This is a genomic window from Tardiphaga sp. (genome assembly GCF_044340795.1).
Lineage (GTDB): Bacteria > Pseudomonadota > Alphaproteobacteria > Rhizobiales > Xanthobacteraceae > Tardiphaga.
This window is the reverse complement of sequence record NZ_JBIISY010000002.1, coordinates 42,433-60,065: the sequence shown is the minus strand read 5'-3', so window position 1 is coordinate 60,065 and position 17,633 is coordinate 42,433. Positions and strand designations below refer to the sequence as shown.

Here is a 17,633-nt window from a genome sequence, read left to right as displayed (position 1 = left end):
GCAACGACGATGTCACTCGGGCGTCAGGCCCAGTCGCTTCATCTTCTCCCAGAGGGTGGATCTTCCGATTCCGAGCAGCTTCGAGGCCGCTCCGGTTTCGCCGCCCGTGGAGGCGAGCGCCCGCGCGATGTGTCTCCGCTCGGCGGACTGACGCACATCCTCGAGCGTTTGAAGAAATGCGTTGCCGACGGGTTCCGAGCGGACGCTTTCGGGAAACAGGTCGGCGGCGGTGATCCACATGCCGTCGCTCAGGGCCACGGCGCGCTCGACCCTGTTGCGGAGCTCGCGCACGTTCCCGGGCCATGCATGCGCCAACGCAGCCTCTTCCGCCCCGACGTCGAAGCCCCGCAGACTGCTGTCCATCTCGTCGGCAAGATCGGAGAAGAAGCGATTCATCAGGAGTGGGATGTCCTCCAGACGGTCGCGAAGTGCTGGCACTTCGACGCTTACGACGTTGATCCGGTAAAGCAGATCCTCCCTGAAACGGCCTGCATCGACCATCGCCGCGAGATCGGCATTCGTCGCCGCGACGAGCCTGCCGTTGAACGCGATCGGACGTTCCCCGCCTACCCGGTGGAAGGAACGGTCCTGAACCAGGCGCAGCAGCTTGGCCTGCAGGTCTGGGTGGAGTTCGCCTATCTCGTCCAGAAAGAGCACACCCGCGCCGGCGCGTTCCGCATAACCGAGATGCCTCTGCGCCGCGCCGGTGAATGCCCCCTTTTCGTGCCCGAACAGCTCGCTTTCCAGGAGTTGGGAAGGAATCGCCGCGCAGTTGACGGCCATGAACGGCTCGCGGCAGCGTGCGGAGGACGCATGAAGAAAGCGGGCCGCCACCTCCTTGCCGCTACCAGTCTCGCCGGTCAGCAGCACCGTCGTGTTGACGCTGGACAGTTTTCTGAGCAACCGCTCGACGCGCCGCGATGCTGCCGAGCATCCGAGGACTTCGTCTCCGGCGCCTTCATCCGCTCCGATGGTTTCCAGCCGGGTGAGCAACGTCTCGACGTCGAAGGGTTTCGTCACGTAGTCGGCCGCGCCGGCGCGCATCAGTCGGACGGCCTGGTCGATGTCGGCGTGACCGGTGATGAAGAGGAAAGGCGTCCTCATGGATCTGGACGTCTCGGTGAAAAGCTCCTCTCCGCTCATGTCGGGAAGCTTGATGTCGCAGACGACCGCTCTGAAGCGGCCAGTCTCCATCGCGGCCAACGCGTCGCGGCCGTTTCTCCACCACTGGACGGCGATGCCATCCAGAGCGAGCCGCTGAACAAGGCTCTCGCCCATGATCGGGTCATCCTCGACGAGGGCGACGCATTTCTCATCACGCAACATCGGCCAACTCCCTTTCGCGGCGGCTAGGGATCCTTACGTCGACTATCGTGCCTCCCCCGGAAGGCGTCTGCACGGAAACGGCTCCGTGCATGTCGGCAACGAAGCGGCTCGCTGCCCACAATCCCAAGCCACTGCGGTCCGGTGGCGGAAGCGGCGCGCCTCGGGTGAGAACGTCGATCGCCCAAGCGGGCATTCCGTCGCCATCGTCTCGGATCGAAAGAAGCAGGACAGCACCGTCGAGACCGGCTTCGAGCGAAACACCCCCACCCGGCGGCGTCGCTGCGATGGCGTTGAGCAGAAGGTTGAGGACGACCTGCCGGATTGGCGTGCTCGGGAAAGACGTGACTGCATTCGACGCGACACCATTGACGATCCGGATGCTGACGCCCTTGCGCCGGGCCTCCGGTGCCGAAAGAAGCGCGAGATCGTCCAGATCGCGCGCTTCGAATACGCGCGGATTCCGATCGCTTCGATATGCGGAGAGAGTGGTCCGGACCGTGTCGCGGATCGCCTGAAGACCGCGGTCGAGCAGACCGATCGAGTTCTGTTGAACGCTGGGCAGATGGCCGTGCGATTTCAGTGTCGCCACCGCGTTGAAGAGACCCCCGAGCGGATTGTTGATTTCATGTGCGACGGAGGAGGCCAGGCGTCCCAGTATGCTTATCCGACGCTCCCTCGCGAGACGTCGCGCAAGATCCTCTCGTTCGTGCATGGAGCGGACCAAGCCATTGTAGGAACGGAACAGATCACCAAACTCCCCATGTGCACCCGCGATCGCGTCGTTCGGTATCTCCTTCGCCGAGTCCTTGGCTGCACCGAGGTGGTCGGAAAGGATCTTCACCGGCTCCAGCATCTTGCGGGTGAGTAGCCAGCCCGCCGCGGCGAATACCAGGACCAGGATGGAGTTTGACAAGGCGAGCGCGATGGCGACGCTGCGCCTGTCGCTCGCGAGATGCCGCGTGTCGAACCGCGCATAGATCGTCCCCGCCGTCCGGCCGGGATAGGCGAGCGCGCGCTGGACGCTTGCCTCATCTCCGCCGGGATCATAACCGTCGCGGCCGCTCCGCTGTTTGCCGTCGTATTCCGCGCCGATCGGATGGCGTTTCGGATCGGACGCGGCGATGACCCGGTCGTCCGCATTCGTCACGACCGTTTCGATGGGGCGGAGGCTGCGATAGCCCGCCTGGGCACGCTCGATCGCATCGAAGACCTCCCAACTGTCCTCCCGCAAGACGGAGGGCCCGATGGCCGACGCCAGGCCGTCCAGGTAGCTGCGCGACAGGTCGTCGAACGACTGCACCTGCCTCTCGTCGAGCTTGCTCACGACCTGATGCGAGAGCAACGCTCCGACGACGACCATCAGACACACGACGGCCAGCGGCACCTTCGCGGTCAACGGCCAGGGACGTTTGGCTTTGGCGACCATGTTCATCGGGCTACCCCGCCGCGGCGACGAGCGCCGCCTTGATGGCGATGGGATCGAACAGCTCGGGAGCTTCCGAGGAGAACCTGTCCAGTTGGAGCATCTCCAGCACCGCGCGGCCGTCCTCCGTCTGATGCATGGTCAGGAGCGCGTTCTTCAGCAGCGAATGCAGCTCCGCATCCGGCGGCAGCTTCGGCGCAGCGATCGGCGGAAACCCCAGCCACTCCGACGCCGACACGATCCGGGTGCGCGAGGTCAATGCGGGCTCGAGCTTCGAGACCACGTCGTAAACATAGCCATCGACCGAGCCCGATTGCACCAGACCGGCCGCGACCGCGCGGATGACGTCGCGATGCCCGTACGTGAAGAGAGTCTTGGCGAAGAACGTTTCCGGACGGAAGCCGCGAGATATCAGGGCCGCCTTGGTGACGAGGCATCCGGAATTCGAGTCCGGGTCGGAGAAGGCGTGCACGTCTCCTCGGAGCGACGTCAGGTCCGATGCGTCACGATCGGCGTCGCAGATCGCGAGGCTGCGGTAGAGCGGACGACCACGCCATTGTGGCACCGCCAGTAACTGCAGCTCGGTCCGGTGGCTGACGAAGGGGTAGCCGCAGATCCATGCGCCGTCGATCTGCCCGGATGTGAGGAGCGTCGTCACCTCCTGATAGGTTCGGCGGTTGACGAGACGGACCGCGCATCCGGTGCTTCGCTGGAGGTAGGATTGCAGACGACCGAGCAGTTCTAGATCGGAGGTGAGGAAGACAGGTGTCAGGCCGAATTGGACAACAGCGGTCTTTGCGATGGCCGGTGTGGCCAAACGCGTAGAAACAAGCGTGGCGCCGCATAACGAAAGCACGTGACCGGCTTGGCTTCGGGTCCGGAGAATACGACACCTCGCACTCCTATCCGACCGCGCCTCTCATGGCCATTTGCCGAAAGCGCAGGTCCTAAATTCCTTGGTCGAAACACCTCACTTCGCCGGCGTACGGGCCGGAACTCAAAAACACTTAATCTGCAATCGCGCTCGAACTCACAGCGCTTTCGAGAGGCTCAACCGCTCGGACAGTTTCTCGGCCGATTCCTTGCGCTCGCTATAGCGATCGGTCAGGTAGCCGGAGACGTCGCGCGTCAGCAGAGTAAACTTTACCAGCTCTTCCGCAACATCGACGATGCGGTCGTAGTACGGCGAAGGCTTCATCCGGCCTTCGTCGTCGAACTGTTCGTACGCCTTGGCGACGGACGACTGGTTGGGGATCGTGATCATCCTCATCCAGCGGCCGAGCACCCGAAGCTGGTTCACCGCATTGAACGATTGCGAACCCCCACTGACTTGCATAACCGCCAGCGTCTTGCCTTGCGTCGGACGAACCGCGCCGACCGATAGAGGTATCCAATCGATTTGCGCCTTCATGATGCCGGTCATCGCGCCGTGGCGTTCCGGACTGCACCACATCTGCCCTTCGGACCAGGTCGTGAGGTCGCGCAGTTCCTGCACCTTCGGATGCTCGGCCGGAGCGCCGTCCGGAAGCGGAAGGCCCGTCGGATCGAAGATGCGGGTCTCGGCGCCGAAGCTCTGAAGTAGACGCGCCGCTTCCTCTGTGGCGAAGCGGCTGAAGGAACGCTCGCGCAAGGATCCGTACAATAGGAGAATGCGGGGCTTGTGCAGCGACGGACTTGCGCGGAGCGCACCTTGGTCCGGCACTGTGAACGCCTGCTCGTTGATGTTGGGTAGATCAGGCTTCGACAACTTCGCCGTCCTCCTTCACGAAACGGCCGATCTTCCGCGGAAGCAGGTCGAGGACCTGCTCCGAGGGACGGCATAGACGAACGCCCGTCGGCGACACGACGATCGGTCGGTTGATGAGAATGGGATGGGCCATCATCGCATCAAGGAGGGCGTCGTCCGACAGCGTCGGATCGTCCAGACCAAGTTCCGCATACGGCGTTCCCTTTTCGCGCAGCAAGGCGCGGACGCCGATGCCCATCGCCGCGATCAGCTCCTTGAGCCGTTCCCGGTTCGGCGGCGACTTCAGGTATTCGATCACGACCGGCTCCTCGCCGCTCTGCCGGATCATAGCCAGGGTGTTGCGCGAAGTGCCGCAATTCGGATTGTGATAGATGGTGATGGTCATCGGGGAAGCTCCGCGCTCTTGTTGCCGGCGCGATCGCTGCCGGCTTCGTACCAATCCTTGGATGCCGTCACGATCTTCACGACGGTCAGCATGACGGGGACCTCGACCAGCACGCCGACGACGGTCGCCAGCGCCGCGCCAGAGTTGAGGCCGAACAGGCTGATCGCAGCGGCAACGGCGAGTTCGAAGAAGTTGCTCGCGCCGATCAGCGCTGCGGGCGCGGCGACGCACCAGGCCACGCCGAGATAGCGGCTCATCACGTAGGCCAGTCCGGCGTTGAAGTAGACCTGAATAAGGATAGGCACGGCGAGGATCGCGATGACGGTCGGCTGCGCGATGATCTGTTCGCCTTGGAAGCCGAAGAGCAGGACCAGCGTGGCCAGCAGGGCGACGAGCGACAGAGGCTGCAGGCGCGCCATCGTGCGGTCGAAGGCGCCCTGTCCGGACGCCAACAGCGAGCGGCGCCACAACTGGGCGACGATCACCGGCACGATGATGTAGAGCGCGACGGAGAGGAGGAGCGTCGCCCACGGCACGGATACCGACGCGACGCCGAGCAGCAGTCCGACGATGGGAGCGAAGAGGAAGACCATCAGTACATCGTTCAGCGCGACCTGGCCGAGCGTGTAGTTGGGATCGCCGTTGACCAGGTTGGACCAGACGAACACCATCGCGGTACAGGGAGCCGCCGCCAGCAGGATCAGTCCGGCGATATACGATGGAATCTGGTCGCCCGGTAGAAACGGCGCGAACACATGGGCGATGAAGAAGGTGCCAAGGAGAGCCATCGAGAAAGGCTTCACGGCCCAATTGATGAACAGGGTCACACCCACGCCTCTGGCATGCTCGGTCACTTTGCCCAGCGCTCCGAAGTCGATCTTTAGCAACATTGGGATGATCATGAGCCAGATGAGGACGGCGACGGGCAAATTGACATTCGCCACTTCGGCGCCGGCGACCGCCGAGAAGAGTCCCGGCAATGCATGACCCAATGCGACGCCTGCGGCGATGCAGAGGATGACCCAGAGAGTCAGATATCGTTCGAAGATGCTCATGGACGCTTTCGGCTCGGAATGGTCGGGGTGGGTGTGATGTCGTCTCTCGTCGGCAGCGGGCCGCTACAGACGCCAGCGAAGGCTTGGGCCGTCCTTTGTGGCCTACGCCGGTCGAATTCGTTTCCAGCGCCTCGGCTGCCGACGGTAGGCGAACGCGTTAACCCCCGCCATCCGGTCGTGTCAGGCACGGGATCGCTCCTTAGTCTTCGCTTTCGTCTTGGGCGGCGCGCAGCAGGACGCAAGTTGCTCGATCACCGGCGCGCAGAATTCGGCACGTCCGCCGCAGCAGTCCTGAAGCATGAAAAGGATGATCGCCTGCAGCGAAGAGATCTCGGCGCGGTAGACGATAGAGCGACTGCGGCGCTCGCTCACGACGAGCCCGGCCCTCGCCAAAATCGACAGATGGGCCGAGAGCGTGTTCTGCGGAACCTCAAGCAGCCGTGCCAGGTCGCCGGCCGGGAGACCCTCCGGTTCGTGCTGTACCAGCGCGCGGAACGCTTGAAGACGAGTGCCTTGGGCGAGCGCGGCGAGCCCGAGGACTGCTTGTTCGTTTTCCATATATCCAGACTTACGGAAATGACGCGGCGCGTCAACCCAGCATCGGCGATAATTTCGAATATTCTAGAAATATGGTTGACTGTCTGGGGCGGCGAGCTCATCTTGCCCCCATGAAGATTGAAGACGCAGCGGCCAGGCTCGAAGCGCTCGGCAACCCAACCCGCCTCCGGATCTACCGCGCGTTGGTTCGCGCCGGCCAGGCCGGGATGCCGGTCGGCCGTCTGCAGGAGAGGCTCAAGATTCCGGCCTCGACGCTCTCACATCACATCAAGGCGCTGGTGGCGGTCGATCTGATCTCGCAGGTGCGGGAATCGACGACGCTCGTCTGCCACGCGCAGTACGCCAATATGCAGGGGCTGGTCGATTTCCTGGTCGCCGAGTGCTGCGCGGACGAGAAATGCGCGGATACGCAGTCGGCCGCGTGATGGGCTTCGTCCGTAATTTCGATGATACTAGAAGGATCGGAGAACAACATGCCGAAAACAGTGGCGATCATCGGAGCGGGCCCCGTGGGCCTGGCGGCGGCGGCTCACGTCATGGAGCGCGGCATGATGCCGATCGTGCTGGAAGCCGGCCATGCCGCCGGCGCCTCCGTACGCGAATGGGGACACGTGCAGCTCTTCTCGCCCTGGGAATACAATATCGATAAGGCTGCGGCCCGCCTGCTCGAGCCAACGGGCTGGAACTCTCCCGACCCGCACGTCTATCCGACGGGAGCGGAGCTCATCGAGCGCTATATCGAGCCCCTCGCCACGCGGACCCCGCTGTGGGACGTGATCCGGACGGCGAGCAGAGTCGAGGCCATCGGTCGGATCGGCTTCGACAAGGCAAAGTCGGCCGGCCGGGAAACGGCGCCGTTCGAAATCAGGTACCGGAACGGCAAGGGGCCGGAGACCCTCCTCGCCGATGCGGTGATCGACGCATCCGGATCCTGGTCGTTGCCGAACCCGGCTGGCGCGAACGGGCTTCCCGCGGCCGGCGAACGCGAGTCCGCAGACCGGATCGCCTACGGAATGCCGGATGTGCGCGGAACGGCACGCGGGCGCTACGCCGGCAAAACGGTGGCGGTGCTCGGCGCGGGGCACTCGGCGATGGGCACCCTGACGGAGCTCGCGCATCTCCGCGCGGACGTCCCCGATACGCGGGTGATCTGGCTGCTGCGCGGGAACGACCCTTCCAAATCCTACGGGGGCGGAGTGAACGACAAGCTGGCCGCCCGCGGCGAGCTGGGCACGACCTTCGCTTCGCTGGTGGCATCAGGCCGGATCGAGCTTGAGCAAGGATTCGCGGTCTCGCATGTGGCCTCGTCCGGAGACCGCCTGCGCGTCGGAGCCGGGTCCGCCTGCTGCGGCCGGCACGTGGTCGTGGACGAACTCGTCGTCGCGACCGGCTTCCGTCCGGACCTGTCGATCCTGAGCGAACTGAGGATCCGCCTGGATCCCGCGATCGAGGCGCCCGTCGCGCTCGCGCCGCTGATCGATCCCAACGAGCACTCTTGCGGAACGGTCAGGCCTCACGGCGCGCGCGAACTCGCGCAGGACGATCCGGGACTCTACATCTCCGGCATGAAATCGTACGGCCGGGCACCGACCTTCCTCATGGCGACCGGCTACGAACAGGTCCGCTCGATCGCCGCGGACATCGCCGGCGACCGTGCCGCGGCCGAGCGGGTCGAACTCGAGCTGCCCGAGACCGGCGTCTGCACGCGCGGGGGCGTCGAGAGCGGCGTCGCCGTGGCAACGTCGTGCTGCGGGACACCGCCCCCGGCTCCCTCCACCGGTTGTTGCGGTCCGCGCCCATGACTGCCGTCCGGACGTCGATCGTAGGCGCCGAACCTTCACGGTCGTTCCGCGAATGAGGTGGCGCGGCAATCTTCAGGGGAAGCCTGCCATCTTGGCCATGTGCGTCGGCCAGTTGGGCAATCTGCTGCCGCATGTCGCCGTGCCGTCGATACTGGCGCAATTTCTGATTCCGGAATGGGGCCTGACCGGCACGTCCGCGGGTTTGCTCGCCGGGAGCTTCGCGGCCGGATACATGCTGGCCGTCCCGGTATTGTCCACGCTGACCGACAGGATCGACGCCCGTCTGATCCTGATCGCCGGCTCTGCGTTGAGCTCGGTCGCGACGGTCGCCTTCGGAATGTTCGCGAACGGCTTCTGGTCGGGAGCGGCGCTCTGGGCCTTGGCCGGCATCGGCTTCGCGGGCGCCTACATGCCCGGCCTGAAGGCTCTGACGGACCGCCTTGAACCCGGCGACTCTTCGCGCGCGGTCACCCTGTACACGTCGAGCTTCTCGCTCGGCGTCGGGCTGTCGTTTCTCGTCTCTCAGATCGTGGCGGAGCAATTCGGCTGGCGCGCCGCATTTTACACCACCGCTCTTGGACCTTTGGTGATGATGGCCGTCTGCCTGTCCCTGACGCCCGTCACGCCCAAGGCCACCACCACCAAGTTGCTCGCGTTCGGACCGGTGCTGCGGAACAAGCCCGCGATGGGGTACGTGCTTGGCTACGGAGCGCACTGCTTCGAGCTCTACGGCATCCGGACCTGGCTCGTCGCCTTCTGGACATTCGTCGTCGCGCACAACGGCGGCGCCGGCGTCCTGACGCCGGTTGCCGTGAGCTTCGGATTCTCCCTCCTGGCGATGCCTTCCAGCATCATCGGGAACGAGCTCGCGATCCGGTTCGGCCGCCACTGCGCGGTCTCGGTCGTCATGATCGTGTCGGCTTGCGTTGGGCTGTCTATCGGCGCGCTTGCCGGGGCTTCGCCCTATGCCTTGCTTCCCCTCCTCATCCTGTACGCGATCACCGTGCCGGCCGATTCCGGCGCGCTGACCGCAGGCATGGCGATGTCCGCTCTTCCGGAGAGCAGGGGCGCGACCATGGCCGTCCATTCGACCGTCGGCTTCGGACTGTCCGCGCTCGGGGCCTGGTGCGTTGGAGCCGCGCTCGACGCGTCCGGAGGTCCCAACGTGCCGTCCGCGTGGTTCGCGGCATTCGCGGTGCTCGCCGCCGGAATTCTTATCGGTCCGCTGGCATTGAGATGGTCGCGAGCCGCTCCAATCCCGACGACATCGTCTCTCGATATGGACTCCATGGAATGACCGATCGCCAGCTTCCCATCATCCTTTCGCTCGGAACGACGCAGACGCTGGCCTGGGCATCCAGCTACTATCTGCCGGCCATCCTCGCCGATCCCATCGCGCGCGATCTCGGTATATCGAGCAACTGGTTCTTCGCAGCATTTTCCGCATCGCTCGTCATTTCGGGATTGCTCGGCCCCCGTGTCGGCCGGCAGATCGACCGCGTCGGCGGCAGGCAGGTCCTGTGCGCCTCGAACCTGCTGTTTGCCGGCGGCCTCGCGTTGCTCGGGCTGGCATCTTCGTTGTGGATGCTCGGCCTCGCCTGGTTGCTGCTCGGCATCGGAATGGGACTCGGTCTCTACGATGCGGCGTTCGGCGCCCTCGGGCGCATCTTCGGCGACAAGGCCCGGCGCCCGATCACCGGCATCACGCTTCTCGCAGGATTCGCCAGCACGATCGGATGGCCGTTGAGCACGCTGGGCCTCGATACGATCGGATGGCGGGGCACCTGCTTCGGTTGGGCGGCCGCTCACATCGTGATCGGGCTGTCGCTCAACATGCTCTTCCTTCCGAAGACCGAGCGTGCGGTCCGCAGCGAGGCGGAGCCGCCGGCCGCGAAGCCGCACGTCGCGATCGACGGCACGATGATCCTACTGTCCTTCGCGTTCGCCGCGGCTTGGACCGTCACGTCGGCGATGGCCGCGCACCTCCCCCGGATCGTCGAGAGCTTCGGAGCCACGCCCGCCCAGGCCGTGTTCGCGGGAATGATGATCGGACCCGCACAGGTGGCCGCACGCATCGTCGAGGCCGGGCTGTTGAACCGCTTCCATCCGCTCTTCTCGACGAGCCTCGCCTGCATCACGCATCCGATCGGGGCCGGCGTCATCGCGCTGTTCGGAGGGGGAGCGGCCGCGGCATTCGCGCTTTTGCACGGTGCCGGCAACGGCATCCTGACGATCGCCAGAGGCACCCTGCCTCTCTCGATCTTCGGTCCAGAGAATTACGGCTATCGACTCGGATTGCTCGGGGCGCCGTCGCGCATCTGCCAGGCCCTCGCTCCCGTCGCGTTCGGCGTGCTGATCGAGATCATGAGCGGGCGGGTGCTGATCATCACCTCGCTGCTGAGCCTCGCGGCACTATCCGCCCTTCTCCTGCTGTCGAAGCGTCCCCGCCCCGCCGGCGAGACGGCCGCAGCACGCGCGGGCTGAAGGCGGTCACGACGTTCATGATTGACGGTGAAGCGAAGCAGCGCGCGTTCGCACTGCCTACGATCGGTCCGGATTGGTCGCTGGGCGGAATCCTCGGAAGCCGCACCTCAATTTCGGGCACAAATGCAGTCCGCTGATCCGCGCGGGTCACCTACAGCGGTTCGACGCAACCCGAAGTCTCAGAAGCAGGCAACCCTTTCTTGGCTCGTCGAATTTCTTGCCGGTCCCGTCGCGTCAGGACCCTGCGCACGAACCAGAACCGCAGCGGTCGCGAGGAGCAGACGTTTCCATTGCGCATTGACTTGATTGTGATGGCCTTTGCTCGGTGAATTTGCTATCCGGGGCTGGATGCAAACTGCCATCGACAAGCGTTGTTCGGCAAGGCCGGGAGGGCGAAATCCTCCGCGGGTTTAGAATCTTTCTGGCGTTATTCTACCTGACCGCTTGCCTTACCTATCAAGTTTCTTGCGTGGATCAGGTCACCTCCGCTTTTGGCTCAGAACAGGTGTCCGACGCCTCCCGTGACGGCGGCTCGGTCCCGCAACTCGCACTCTGCGATCACTGCCCGACATGTTCGGCGGCCGTGGTCCCGTGTTCGGTTGCGGAAACGATCACATCCGCCACGTTCGGCTTCACCAGCACGCACGCGGGTCCTTTCGCGGCCTCCGACCACGCGTGGCTCGTTTTCCCGCCACCCAAACACCTGACCTGAGCTCAATCACCGGGCGCGTCGCGCCCTGAGTCCGTCCCTGTCAGGTCTCCAATATGTTATCGAAAAATGCCACGCGTATCGCGTGCGCCATCACGTTGCTCGCCTGTTTGTCGCCGGCAGGCGCCGCGCACTCGCAAACCCTCACCATGGGAGCTGCCCTAAGGCGCGCGCTCAACGCCAGTCCCCGGCTGACGGCTGCCGAGCGCGATGTAGGCGTCGCCCGCGGTCAGCGCATCCAATCCGGCGCCCTGATCAATCCGGAAATCTCATACGAACAGGACGATTCGTTCGGTACCGGTGCCTACCGGGGAACTCGGTCTGCCGAAACGACGCTGCAAATCAGCCAGATGTTCGAGCTTTCGGGAAAGAGGGATGCTCGCATCGCCGCGGGCCAGGCCGGCCTGGATCAGGCCTCGATCGAGCGGCAGGCGGTCAGACTGGAGGTGCTGGGCGAGACCGCGATTGCCTTCCTCAACGTTCTCGGCCTGCAGCGGAGGATCGAGATCCTCAACGAGCAGATCGGAGCCATCGACCGGATCACGCCACTGCTGCAGCGGCGCGTAGAGGCGGGGGCATCTTCCATCGCGGAAACGGGACGAGCGGAAGTCGCATCAGCGCTCGTCAAGGCCGATCGCGAGCGCACGAAATCGTCGCTGGCCACGGCGCGCCGCGAACTGGCCGTCCTGATGGGCGATATCGAACCCAAGTTCGGCGCGGTATCGGGACGCCTCGACACGACAGGTCGGCCCCCGGCCTTTCAGGCCGTGGTCGCGGCGATAGATGCCAACCCTCAACTGGTGCGCTGGACGGCGGTATACGCGCAGCGCAACGCCCAATTGATCCTCGCGCGTCTGAAACCCTATCCCGATGTCACGGTCTCGGCCGGATGGCGGCACTACAACTCGACGGGCGATGACGCGGTACGGCTGTCGGTCTCGATTCCAATTCCCGTGTTCGATCAGAATCAAGGCAACATCATCTCCGCGCAGGAAAGCCTGGCCAAGACAGCGGCCGAGCGGAAAGCCAACCGCAACACGCTGATCGTGGTGGCCGGCCGCGCATACGACACGCTGCAGGGCTCGCTCCGCGAACTCGCAATTCTCCGCGAGGCCGCTCTACCAAGGTCGAACGATGCGGCTAACGCTATTTTCGAAGGATACGGTCAGGGCCGCTATTCGCTGCTCGAAGTGCTGGACTCACAAGCAAGCGTCGCACAGGCGCGGCTTCGCGAACAGGAGGCCCAGCAGAATTTCCACGTCGCCGTCGCCACCATCGAGGGTCTGGTCGGCAATCCATTCGCGCTGGCGCGGGGGAGCGCACGATGAACAAGAAAACTTTCGTCATTGCCGTAGCGGCGTTCGCGGTCGCTGTTGCGGGATACGGCGTCTACGCATCCGCAGCGGGTAAGCCGTCCGAGCCTACCGGAAAGCAACAGAAGAAGGCCGAGAAAGGCGAAGACGAAGAGGGCGGTGTCGCGATGAGCGATGCGAAGGTCGCTGCCTCAGGGATCGAAGTAGCCCGCGCCGGCGAGGCGACGTTGCGAAACGCTTTGGTTCTGAATGGGATCATCCAGCCGAACCAGGAAACACTGGTGCATGTCACGCCACGCTTCCCGGGCATCGTGCGTGAAATCAAGAGGCGCATCGGTGATACCGTTGCGCAGAACGATTTGTTGGCGAAGGTCGAGAGCAATCAGAGTCTGACCACTTACGAAATGCGTGCGCCGATCTCGGGAACCGTAATCGACCGTCAGATTTCGCTCGGCGAGTACGCATCCGAGCAAAAGCCCGCGTTTACCGTCGCCGACATCTCGAATGTGTGGGTAGATCTGTCCGTGTACCGGCGCGATCTGCCGCGGGTGAAGCTTGGCGACGCGTTGATCATCGACGTCGACGACGGATCGGACCCGATAGAGGCGAAAATATCGTACGTCTCGCCGGTCGGAAGCAGCGACACTCAGAGCGCGCTGGTACGTGCTGTCGTCCCGAACGAGGGCCTGCGCCTCCGGACAGGATTGTTCGTATCCGCGCGCCTCATCCTCTCCGCCAAGACGGTGGCGGTCGCAGTAAAAACGTCGGCTCTCCAAACCCTTGAAAACCGCAACGTCGTCTTCGTCCGAGAGGGTGCCAAGTTCGAGGCGCGCGATGTCGAGATCGGGGCGCGAGACGCCGAAAATGTAGAGATACTGTTCGGGCTGCTCGAGGGCGACCGGTATGCGGCCAGAAACAGCTTCATCGTCAAGTCGGAGATGGGCAAGGGCGGTGCCGATCATGACTGATTCTCCCTATGTCCTACGCGAAGGTGCTTGGCCGCCGACCCGAGACCGCTCACTCGTCGTCGTAGAAATTGGCCCGCGCCTCTTCCCAATCGGAGGCCGACGATGATCGACTCGATGCTCGTCTTCTCGGTCCGTCACCGGTGGCTGGTGATGATCGGCGTTTTCGTCATGGGCGCCTTCGGAATCTGGAATTTCACGCGGCTGCCGATCGACGCGGTGCCGGACATCACGAACGTGCAGGTCCAGATCAATACCAGCGCGCCGGGCTACTCCCCGTTGGAGGTCGAGCAGCGCATCACCTTCCCAATCGAAACGGCAATGGGCGGCTTGCCGAAGCTCGTCAATACGCGATCGCTGTCCCGCTACGGCTTGAGCCAGGTGACGGTCGTCTTCAAAGACAGCACCGACATCTACTTCGCCCGCCAACTCGTCAACGAGCGCGTGCAGCGGGTGAAGGACAGTCTTCCTGTCGGTGTCGAGACCGCTATGGGACCTGTCTCGACCGGATTGGGGGAAATCTACCAATTCACCGTCGATTCAGCGCCCGACGCGAAAAATGCCGAGGGGAACCCATACACGCCGAGCGATCTGCGGACGATTCAGGATTGGATCATCAAACCACAGCTTCGCAACGTCCCGGGTGTCAATGAGGTCAACACGATCGGCGGCTTCGAAAAGCAGTTTCATGTCCTTCCGGATCCGAGCAGGTTGATGGCCTACCGCCTGAGTTTCCGCGAAGTGATGACGTCGTTGGCCGCGAACAATGCGAATGTGGGTGCCGGGTACATCGAAAGGAACGGCGAGCAGTATCTGGTCCGTACGCCCGGCCAAGTATCGAACATCGAAGAGATCCAGCAGATCGTCATCGGATCGCGAAACGGCATTCCCGTTCGAATCCTGGACGTGGCCGAGGTGAAGGAAGGCACGGACCTTCGTACCGGTGCAGCGACGCTCGACGGCAAGGAAGTCGTGATGGGTACGGCGATGCTATTGATCGGCGAGAACAGCCGGACGGTGGCGCAGCGCGTTTCCGCGAAGATCGATGCGATCGGCAAGTCCCTTCCCGACGGCGTGATCGTGCGAGCGGTCTACGACCGAACGCATCTAGTGGATGCCACGATCGCCACGGTCGAGAAGAACTTGGTGGAGGGCGCTCTTCTGGTCGTCGTCATTCTCTTTCTGATCCTCGGCAACTTCAAGGCGGCATTCGCCACGGCGTTGGTCATTCCCCTCGCCATGTTGTTCACCGTCACCGGCATGTTCGAGAACAAGGTCAGCGCCAATCTCATGAGCCTGGGCGCCATCGACTTTGGCATCATCATCGACGGTGCGGTCATCATCGTCGAGAACTGCCTGCGCCTGCTCGCGCACGAACAGAGCGCGCGAGGCCGCATGCTGACGCGCGGAGAACGCTTTGACACCATCATCAGAGGCTCGCGCGAGGTGATTAAGCCTAGTCTGTTCGGCACCCTGATCATCGCAGTCGTCTATCTCCCGGTCCTCACCTTGACAGGCGTCGAAGGCAAGATGTTCACGCCGATGGCTTTGACCGTGCTCATTGCCCTCCTGGGAGCGAGCATCCTCTCGATGACGTTCGTGCCTGCCGCGGTCGCGATTTTCGTCACGGGTAGGGTGTCTGAATCCGAGAACTGGTTCATGCGCCTGGCCCACCGGTCTTACGTTCCGGTATTGGACCTGGCCATCCGGTATCGGAGCCTGGTAGCGGTCGCGGCTGTCGCGTTGATGATCGTCAGCGGCTATATGGCTTCCCGGATGGGCGGCGAATTCATCCCCAGCCTCGACGAGGGCGACGTCGCCATCCAGGCGATTCGAATTCCCGGCACCAGCCTCACTCAATCCGTCGAGATGCAGAAGTCCTTGGAGAGAAGGCTTCTGGAGATCCCGGAAGTGAAGGAAACGTTCGCCCGCACCGGCACCGCGGAGGTCGCCACCGATCCAATGCCGCCGTCGATCTCCGATGGCTACGTCATGCTGAAACCGCGCGACCGGTGGCCCGATCCGAGCAAATCAAAGTTATCGCTCGTCAAGGAAATCGAGGAGGCAGCCGAAGAAATCGCCGGTAGCAACTACGAACTGTCGCAGCCGATACAGCTTCGCTTCAACGACCTGATCTCCGGCGTGCGCAGCGACGTGGGGGTGAAGATATTCGGAGACGATCTCGAAGTCCTGACCCAGATCGCCGCCCGGGCGCAGTCTGTGCTCGAAAAAGTGGACGGCGCCGCCGACGTCAAGACCGAGCAGGTCGCAGGCCTCCCTGTGCTGACCGTCAGGCTCGAACGAAGAGCCTTGGCCCGGCTCGGCATCAGCGTATCCGACGTGCAAAGCCTGGTCGAAGTCGCAGTCGGCGGGAAGAGCGCAGGTCTTGTATTCGAGGGTGACCGTCGTTTCGATCTTGTCGTGAGGCTGCCGGAGAATCTGCGCTCGGACGTGGAGGCCCTGAAAGCGCTTCCGATACCGCTGCCGCCAATCGACGGCCAAACCAGAGCCCAGCCGACGGCGCTGGTAGCGTCTCCACTCGCGCAGATGCGATACGTGCCATTGTCCGAGCTGGCCGAAATCCTGGTGGCCCCTGGTCCGAACCAGATAAGCCGGGAGGACGGCAAGCGCCGCATCGTCGTGTCCGCCAATGTCCGCGGCAGGGATCTCGGCTCATTCGTGACCGACGCGCAGAACCAGATCGCAGAGAAGGTGAAGCTGCCCGCCGGCTATTGGATCGGATGGGGCGGACAGTTCGAGCAACTCGTTTCGGCGACCCAGCGTCTCATGATCGTTGTACCGATAGCTCTGCTGCTCATATTCCTGTTGCTGTTCATCAGCCTGGGATCGTCTGCCGACGCTCTTCTGGTCTTCAGTGGTGTCCCGTTGGCGTTGACTGGTGGGATATTCGCCCTGGCATTGAGAGGCATCCCTCTTTCGATCAGCGCGGGCATCGGCTTCATTGCGCTTTCCGGCGTTGCGGTGCTGAATGGTCTGGTGATCATAACCTTTATCGAGAGGCTGCGCGGCGAAGGCAGAACCATCATGCAAGCCGTCCAGGAAGGAGCCTTGACCCGGCTGCGACCGGTCTTGATGACCGCACTCGTCGCCTCTCTCGGCTTCGTGCCGATGGCGATCGCCACCGGCGCGGGCGCAGAGGTTCAACGACCGCTGGCCACGGTCGTGATAGGTGGGATCATCTCTTCCACCGTCCTGACGCTCCTCGTCCTCCCAGCGCTCTACATCCTATTCCGGCGCGAAAGGTCGCCTGCCCGCGTGGAGACGAACTCATTCAACACGATCGAAGGAGAACATCGGTGAAGAAGATCCTGATCATTGTAGCCGTCCTGCTGACTGCCGGACCAGCCATCTCGCAACAATCCAGCCAAAAAGGTCCTAACGGCGGCCCGATGGAGGACATAGTGGGCGTCGATGTCGAAATGGTCGCGAAGGGTAAGACGATCCTGTTCAACATCTTTGACGAGAAGAGCGGCAAGGCGATGTCGGCAGAGGGGTTCTCTGGCTCAGCGCTCCTTGTATCCGGCAGCGATCGCGAAGCGATCAAGCTCGTTCCGGACGGAAATGCGCTGAAAGCCGAGGTCAAAAAGGAAGTCGCGCCAGGCTCCGCGATCAGCATAACGCTCAAGAATCCCGAAGGCAGGTCCGGACAGGTCAAGTTCAAGAATTGAGGACCTCTGCCCAGGCCGTCGTCGATTGCGAATGCAACGGGTCAAGGCATGGAATAGCGCCAACGGAAGCGGGGTGCGGGCATCCAGACCCGATGCCCGCGTTGCGACAAGGTTGATCATCAAGGCGGATCGCCGGGGTCGATGTTGAAACTGGTGGCAAGGCGATGATTGAGGAAA

Annotated in this window: 15 protein-coding genes; 8 read left to right on the top strand and 7 right to left on the bottom strand. The window is 63.4% G+C overall.

Annotated features, from left to right (window positions below; all coding sequences use genetic code 11):
• Nucleotides 1-12 precede the first annotated feature (12 nt).
• From ACIQ17_RS00720 to ACIQ17_RS00690, 7 genes are all read right to left on the bottom strand, one after another.
• Nucleotides 13-1,326 carry a sigma-54-dependent transcriptional regulator gene (locus ACIQ17_RS00720; protein ID WP_398464323.1) on the bottom strand — a complete coding sequence of 438 codons (1,314 nt, stop codon included), beginning with the start codon at nucleotides 1,324-1,326 and terminating at the stop codon, nucleotides 13-15.
• Nucleotides 1,316-2,758, bottom strand: coding sequence for a sensor histidine kinase (locus ACIQ17_RS00715; protein WP_398464321.1), 1,443 nt, complete (start codon nucleotides 2,756-2,758; stop codon nucleotides 1,316-1,318). The genes ACIQ17_RS00720 and ACIQ17_RS00715 overlap by 11 nt, the downstream gene beginning before the upstream one ends.
• 4 nt (nucleotides 2,759-2,762) lie before the next feature.
• Nucleotides 2,763-3,566, bottom strand: a complete 804-nt coding sequence (locus ACIQ17_RS00710) for a PhnD/SsuA/transferrin family substrate-binding protein (RefSeq protein ID WP_398464319.1) — start codon at nucleotides 3,564-3,566, stop codon at nucleotides 2,763-2,765.
• A 213-nt stretch (nucleotides 3,567-3,779) separates the two neighbouring features.
• Nucleotides 3,780-4,496 (bottom strand): arsenical resistance protein ArsH, encoded by a 717-nt coding sequence (arsH, locus tag ACIQ17_RS00705; protein WP_398464317.1) that lies wholly within the window; start codon nucleotides 4,494-4,496, stop codon nucleotides 3,780-3,782.
• Nucleotides 4,483-4,881: an arsenate reductase (glutaredoxin) gene (gene arsC / locus ACIQ17_RS00700; protein ID WP_398464315.1), complete on the bottom strand. Its 399-nt coding sequence runs from the start codon at nucleotides 4,879-4,881 to the stop codon at nucleotides 4,483-4,485. The genes arsH and arsC overlap by 14 nt, the downstream gene beginning before the upstream one ends.
• The gene (arsB, locus tag ACIQ17_RS00695; protein ID WP_398464313.1) at nucleotides 4,878-5,936 is read right to left on the bottom strand and encodes an ACR3 family arsenite efflux transporter; all 1,059 of its coding nucleotides are present in this window, start codon (nucleotides 5,934-5,936) and stop codon (nucleotides 4,878-4,880) included. Before arsB ends, arsC begins: the two co-directional genes overlap by 4 nt.
• A 180-nt stretch (nucleotides 5,937-6,116) precedes the next feature.
• The gene (locus ACIQ17_RS00690) at nucleotides 6,117-6,494 is read right to left on the bottom strand and encodes an ArsR/SmtB family transcription factor (protein WP_398464311.1); all 378 of its coding nucleotides are present in this window, start codon (nucleotides 6,492-6,494) and stop codon (nucleotides 6,117-6,119) included.
• A gap of 110 nt (nucleotides 6,495-6,604) precedes the next feature.
• Between ACIQ17_RS00690 and ACIQ17_RS00685 the strand changes: the two genes are divergently transcribed.
• The 8 genes from ACIQ17_RS00685 to ACIQ17_RS00650 all read left to right on the top strand — a co-directional run bounded on the left by ACIQ17_RS00685 (nucleotide 6,605) and on the right by ACIQ17_RS00650 (nucleotide 17,456).
• A complete protein-coding gene (locus ACIQ17_RS00685; RefSeq protein ID WP_211911374.1) occupies nucleotides 6,605-6,919 on the top strand; it encodes a helix-turn-helix transcriptional regulator in 315 nt (104 codons plus the stop codon).
• Between the two features lie 48 nt (nucleotides 6,920-6,967).
• A complete protein-coding gene (locus ACIQ17_RS00680) occupies nucleotides 6,968-8,296 on the top strand; it encodes an FAD-dependent oxidoreductase (RefSeq protein WP_398464308.1) in 1,329 nt (442 codons plus the stop codon).
• A gap of 97 nt (nucleotides 8,297-8,393) precedes the next feature.
• A complete protein-coding gene (locus tag ACIQ17_RS00675) occupies nucleotides 8,394-9,593 on the top strand; it encodes an MFS transporter (protein ID WP_398464363.1) in 1,200 nt (399 codons plus the stop codon).
• A complete protein-coding gene (locus tag ACIQ17_RS00670; RefSeq protein ID WP_398464306.1) occupies nucleotides 9,590-10,780 on the top strand; it encodes an MFS transporter in 1,191 nt (396 codons plus the stop codon). Before ACIQ17_RS00675 ends, ACIQ17_RS00670 begins: the two co-directional genes overlap by 4 nt.
• A gap of 765 nt (nucleotides 10,781-11,545) precedes the next feature.
• Complete coding sequence (gene ihpA, locus ACIQ17_RS00665) at nucleotides 11,546-12,817, top strand: divalent metal ion exporter subunit IhpA (RefSeq protein WP_398464304.1); 1,272 nt, start codon at nucleotides 11,546-11,548, stop codon at nucleotides 12,815-12,817.
• Nucleotides 12,814-13,770 (top strand): divalent metal ion exporter adaptor subunit IhpB, encoded by a 957-nt coding sequence (ihpB, locus tag ACIQ17_RS00660; protein ID WP_398464301.1) that lies wholly within the window; start codon nucleotides 12,814-12,816, stop codon nucleotides 13,768-13,770. Before ihpA ends, ihpB begins: the two co-directional genes overlap by 4 nt.
• A gap of 102 nt (nucleotides 13,771-13,872) precedes the next feature.
• Nucleotides 13,873-17,088 carry an efflux RND transporter permease subunit gene (locus ACIQ17_RS00655; RefSeq protein WP_398464299.1) on the top strand — a complete coding sequence of 1,072 codons (3,216 nt, stop codon included), beginning with the start codon at nucleotides 13,873-13,875 and terminating at the stop codon, nucleotides 17,086-17,088.
• The gene (locus ACIQ17_RS00650) at nucleotides 17,085-17,456 is read left to right on the top strand and encodes a hypothetical protein (RefSeq protein WP_398464297.1); all 372 of its coding nucleotides are present in this window, start codon (nucleotides 17,085-17,087) and stop codon (nucleotides 17,454-17,456) included. The genes ACIQ17_RS00655 and ACIQ17_RS00650 overlap by 4 nt, the downstream gene beginning before the upstream one ends.
• Nucleotides 17,457-17,633: the final 177 nt, after the last annotated feature.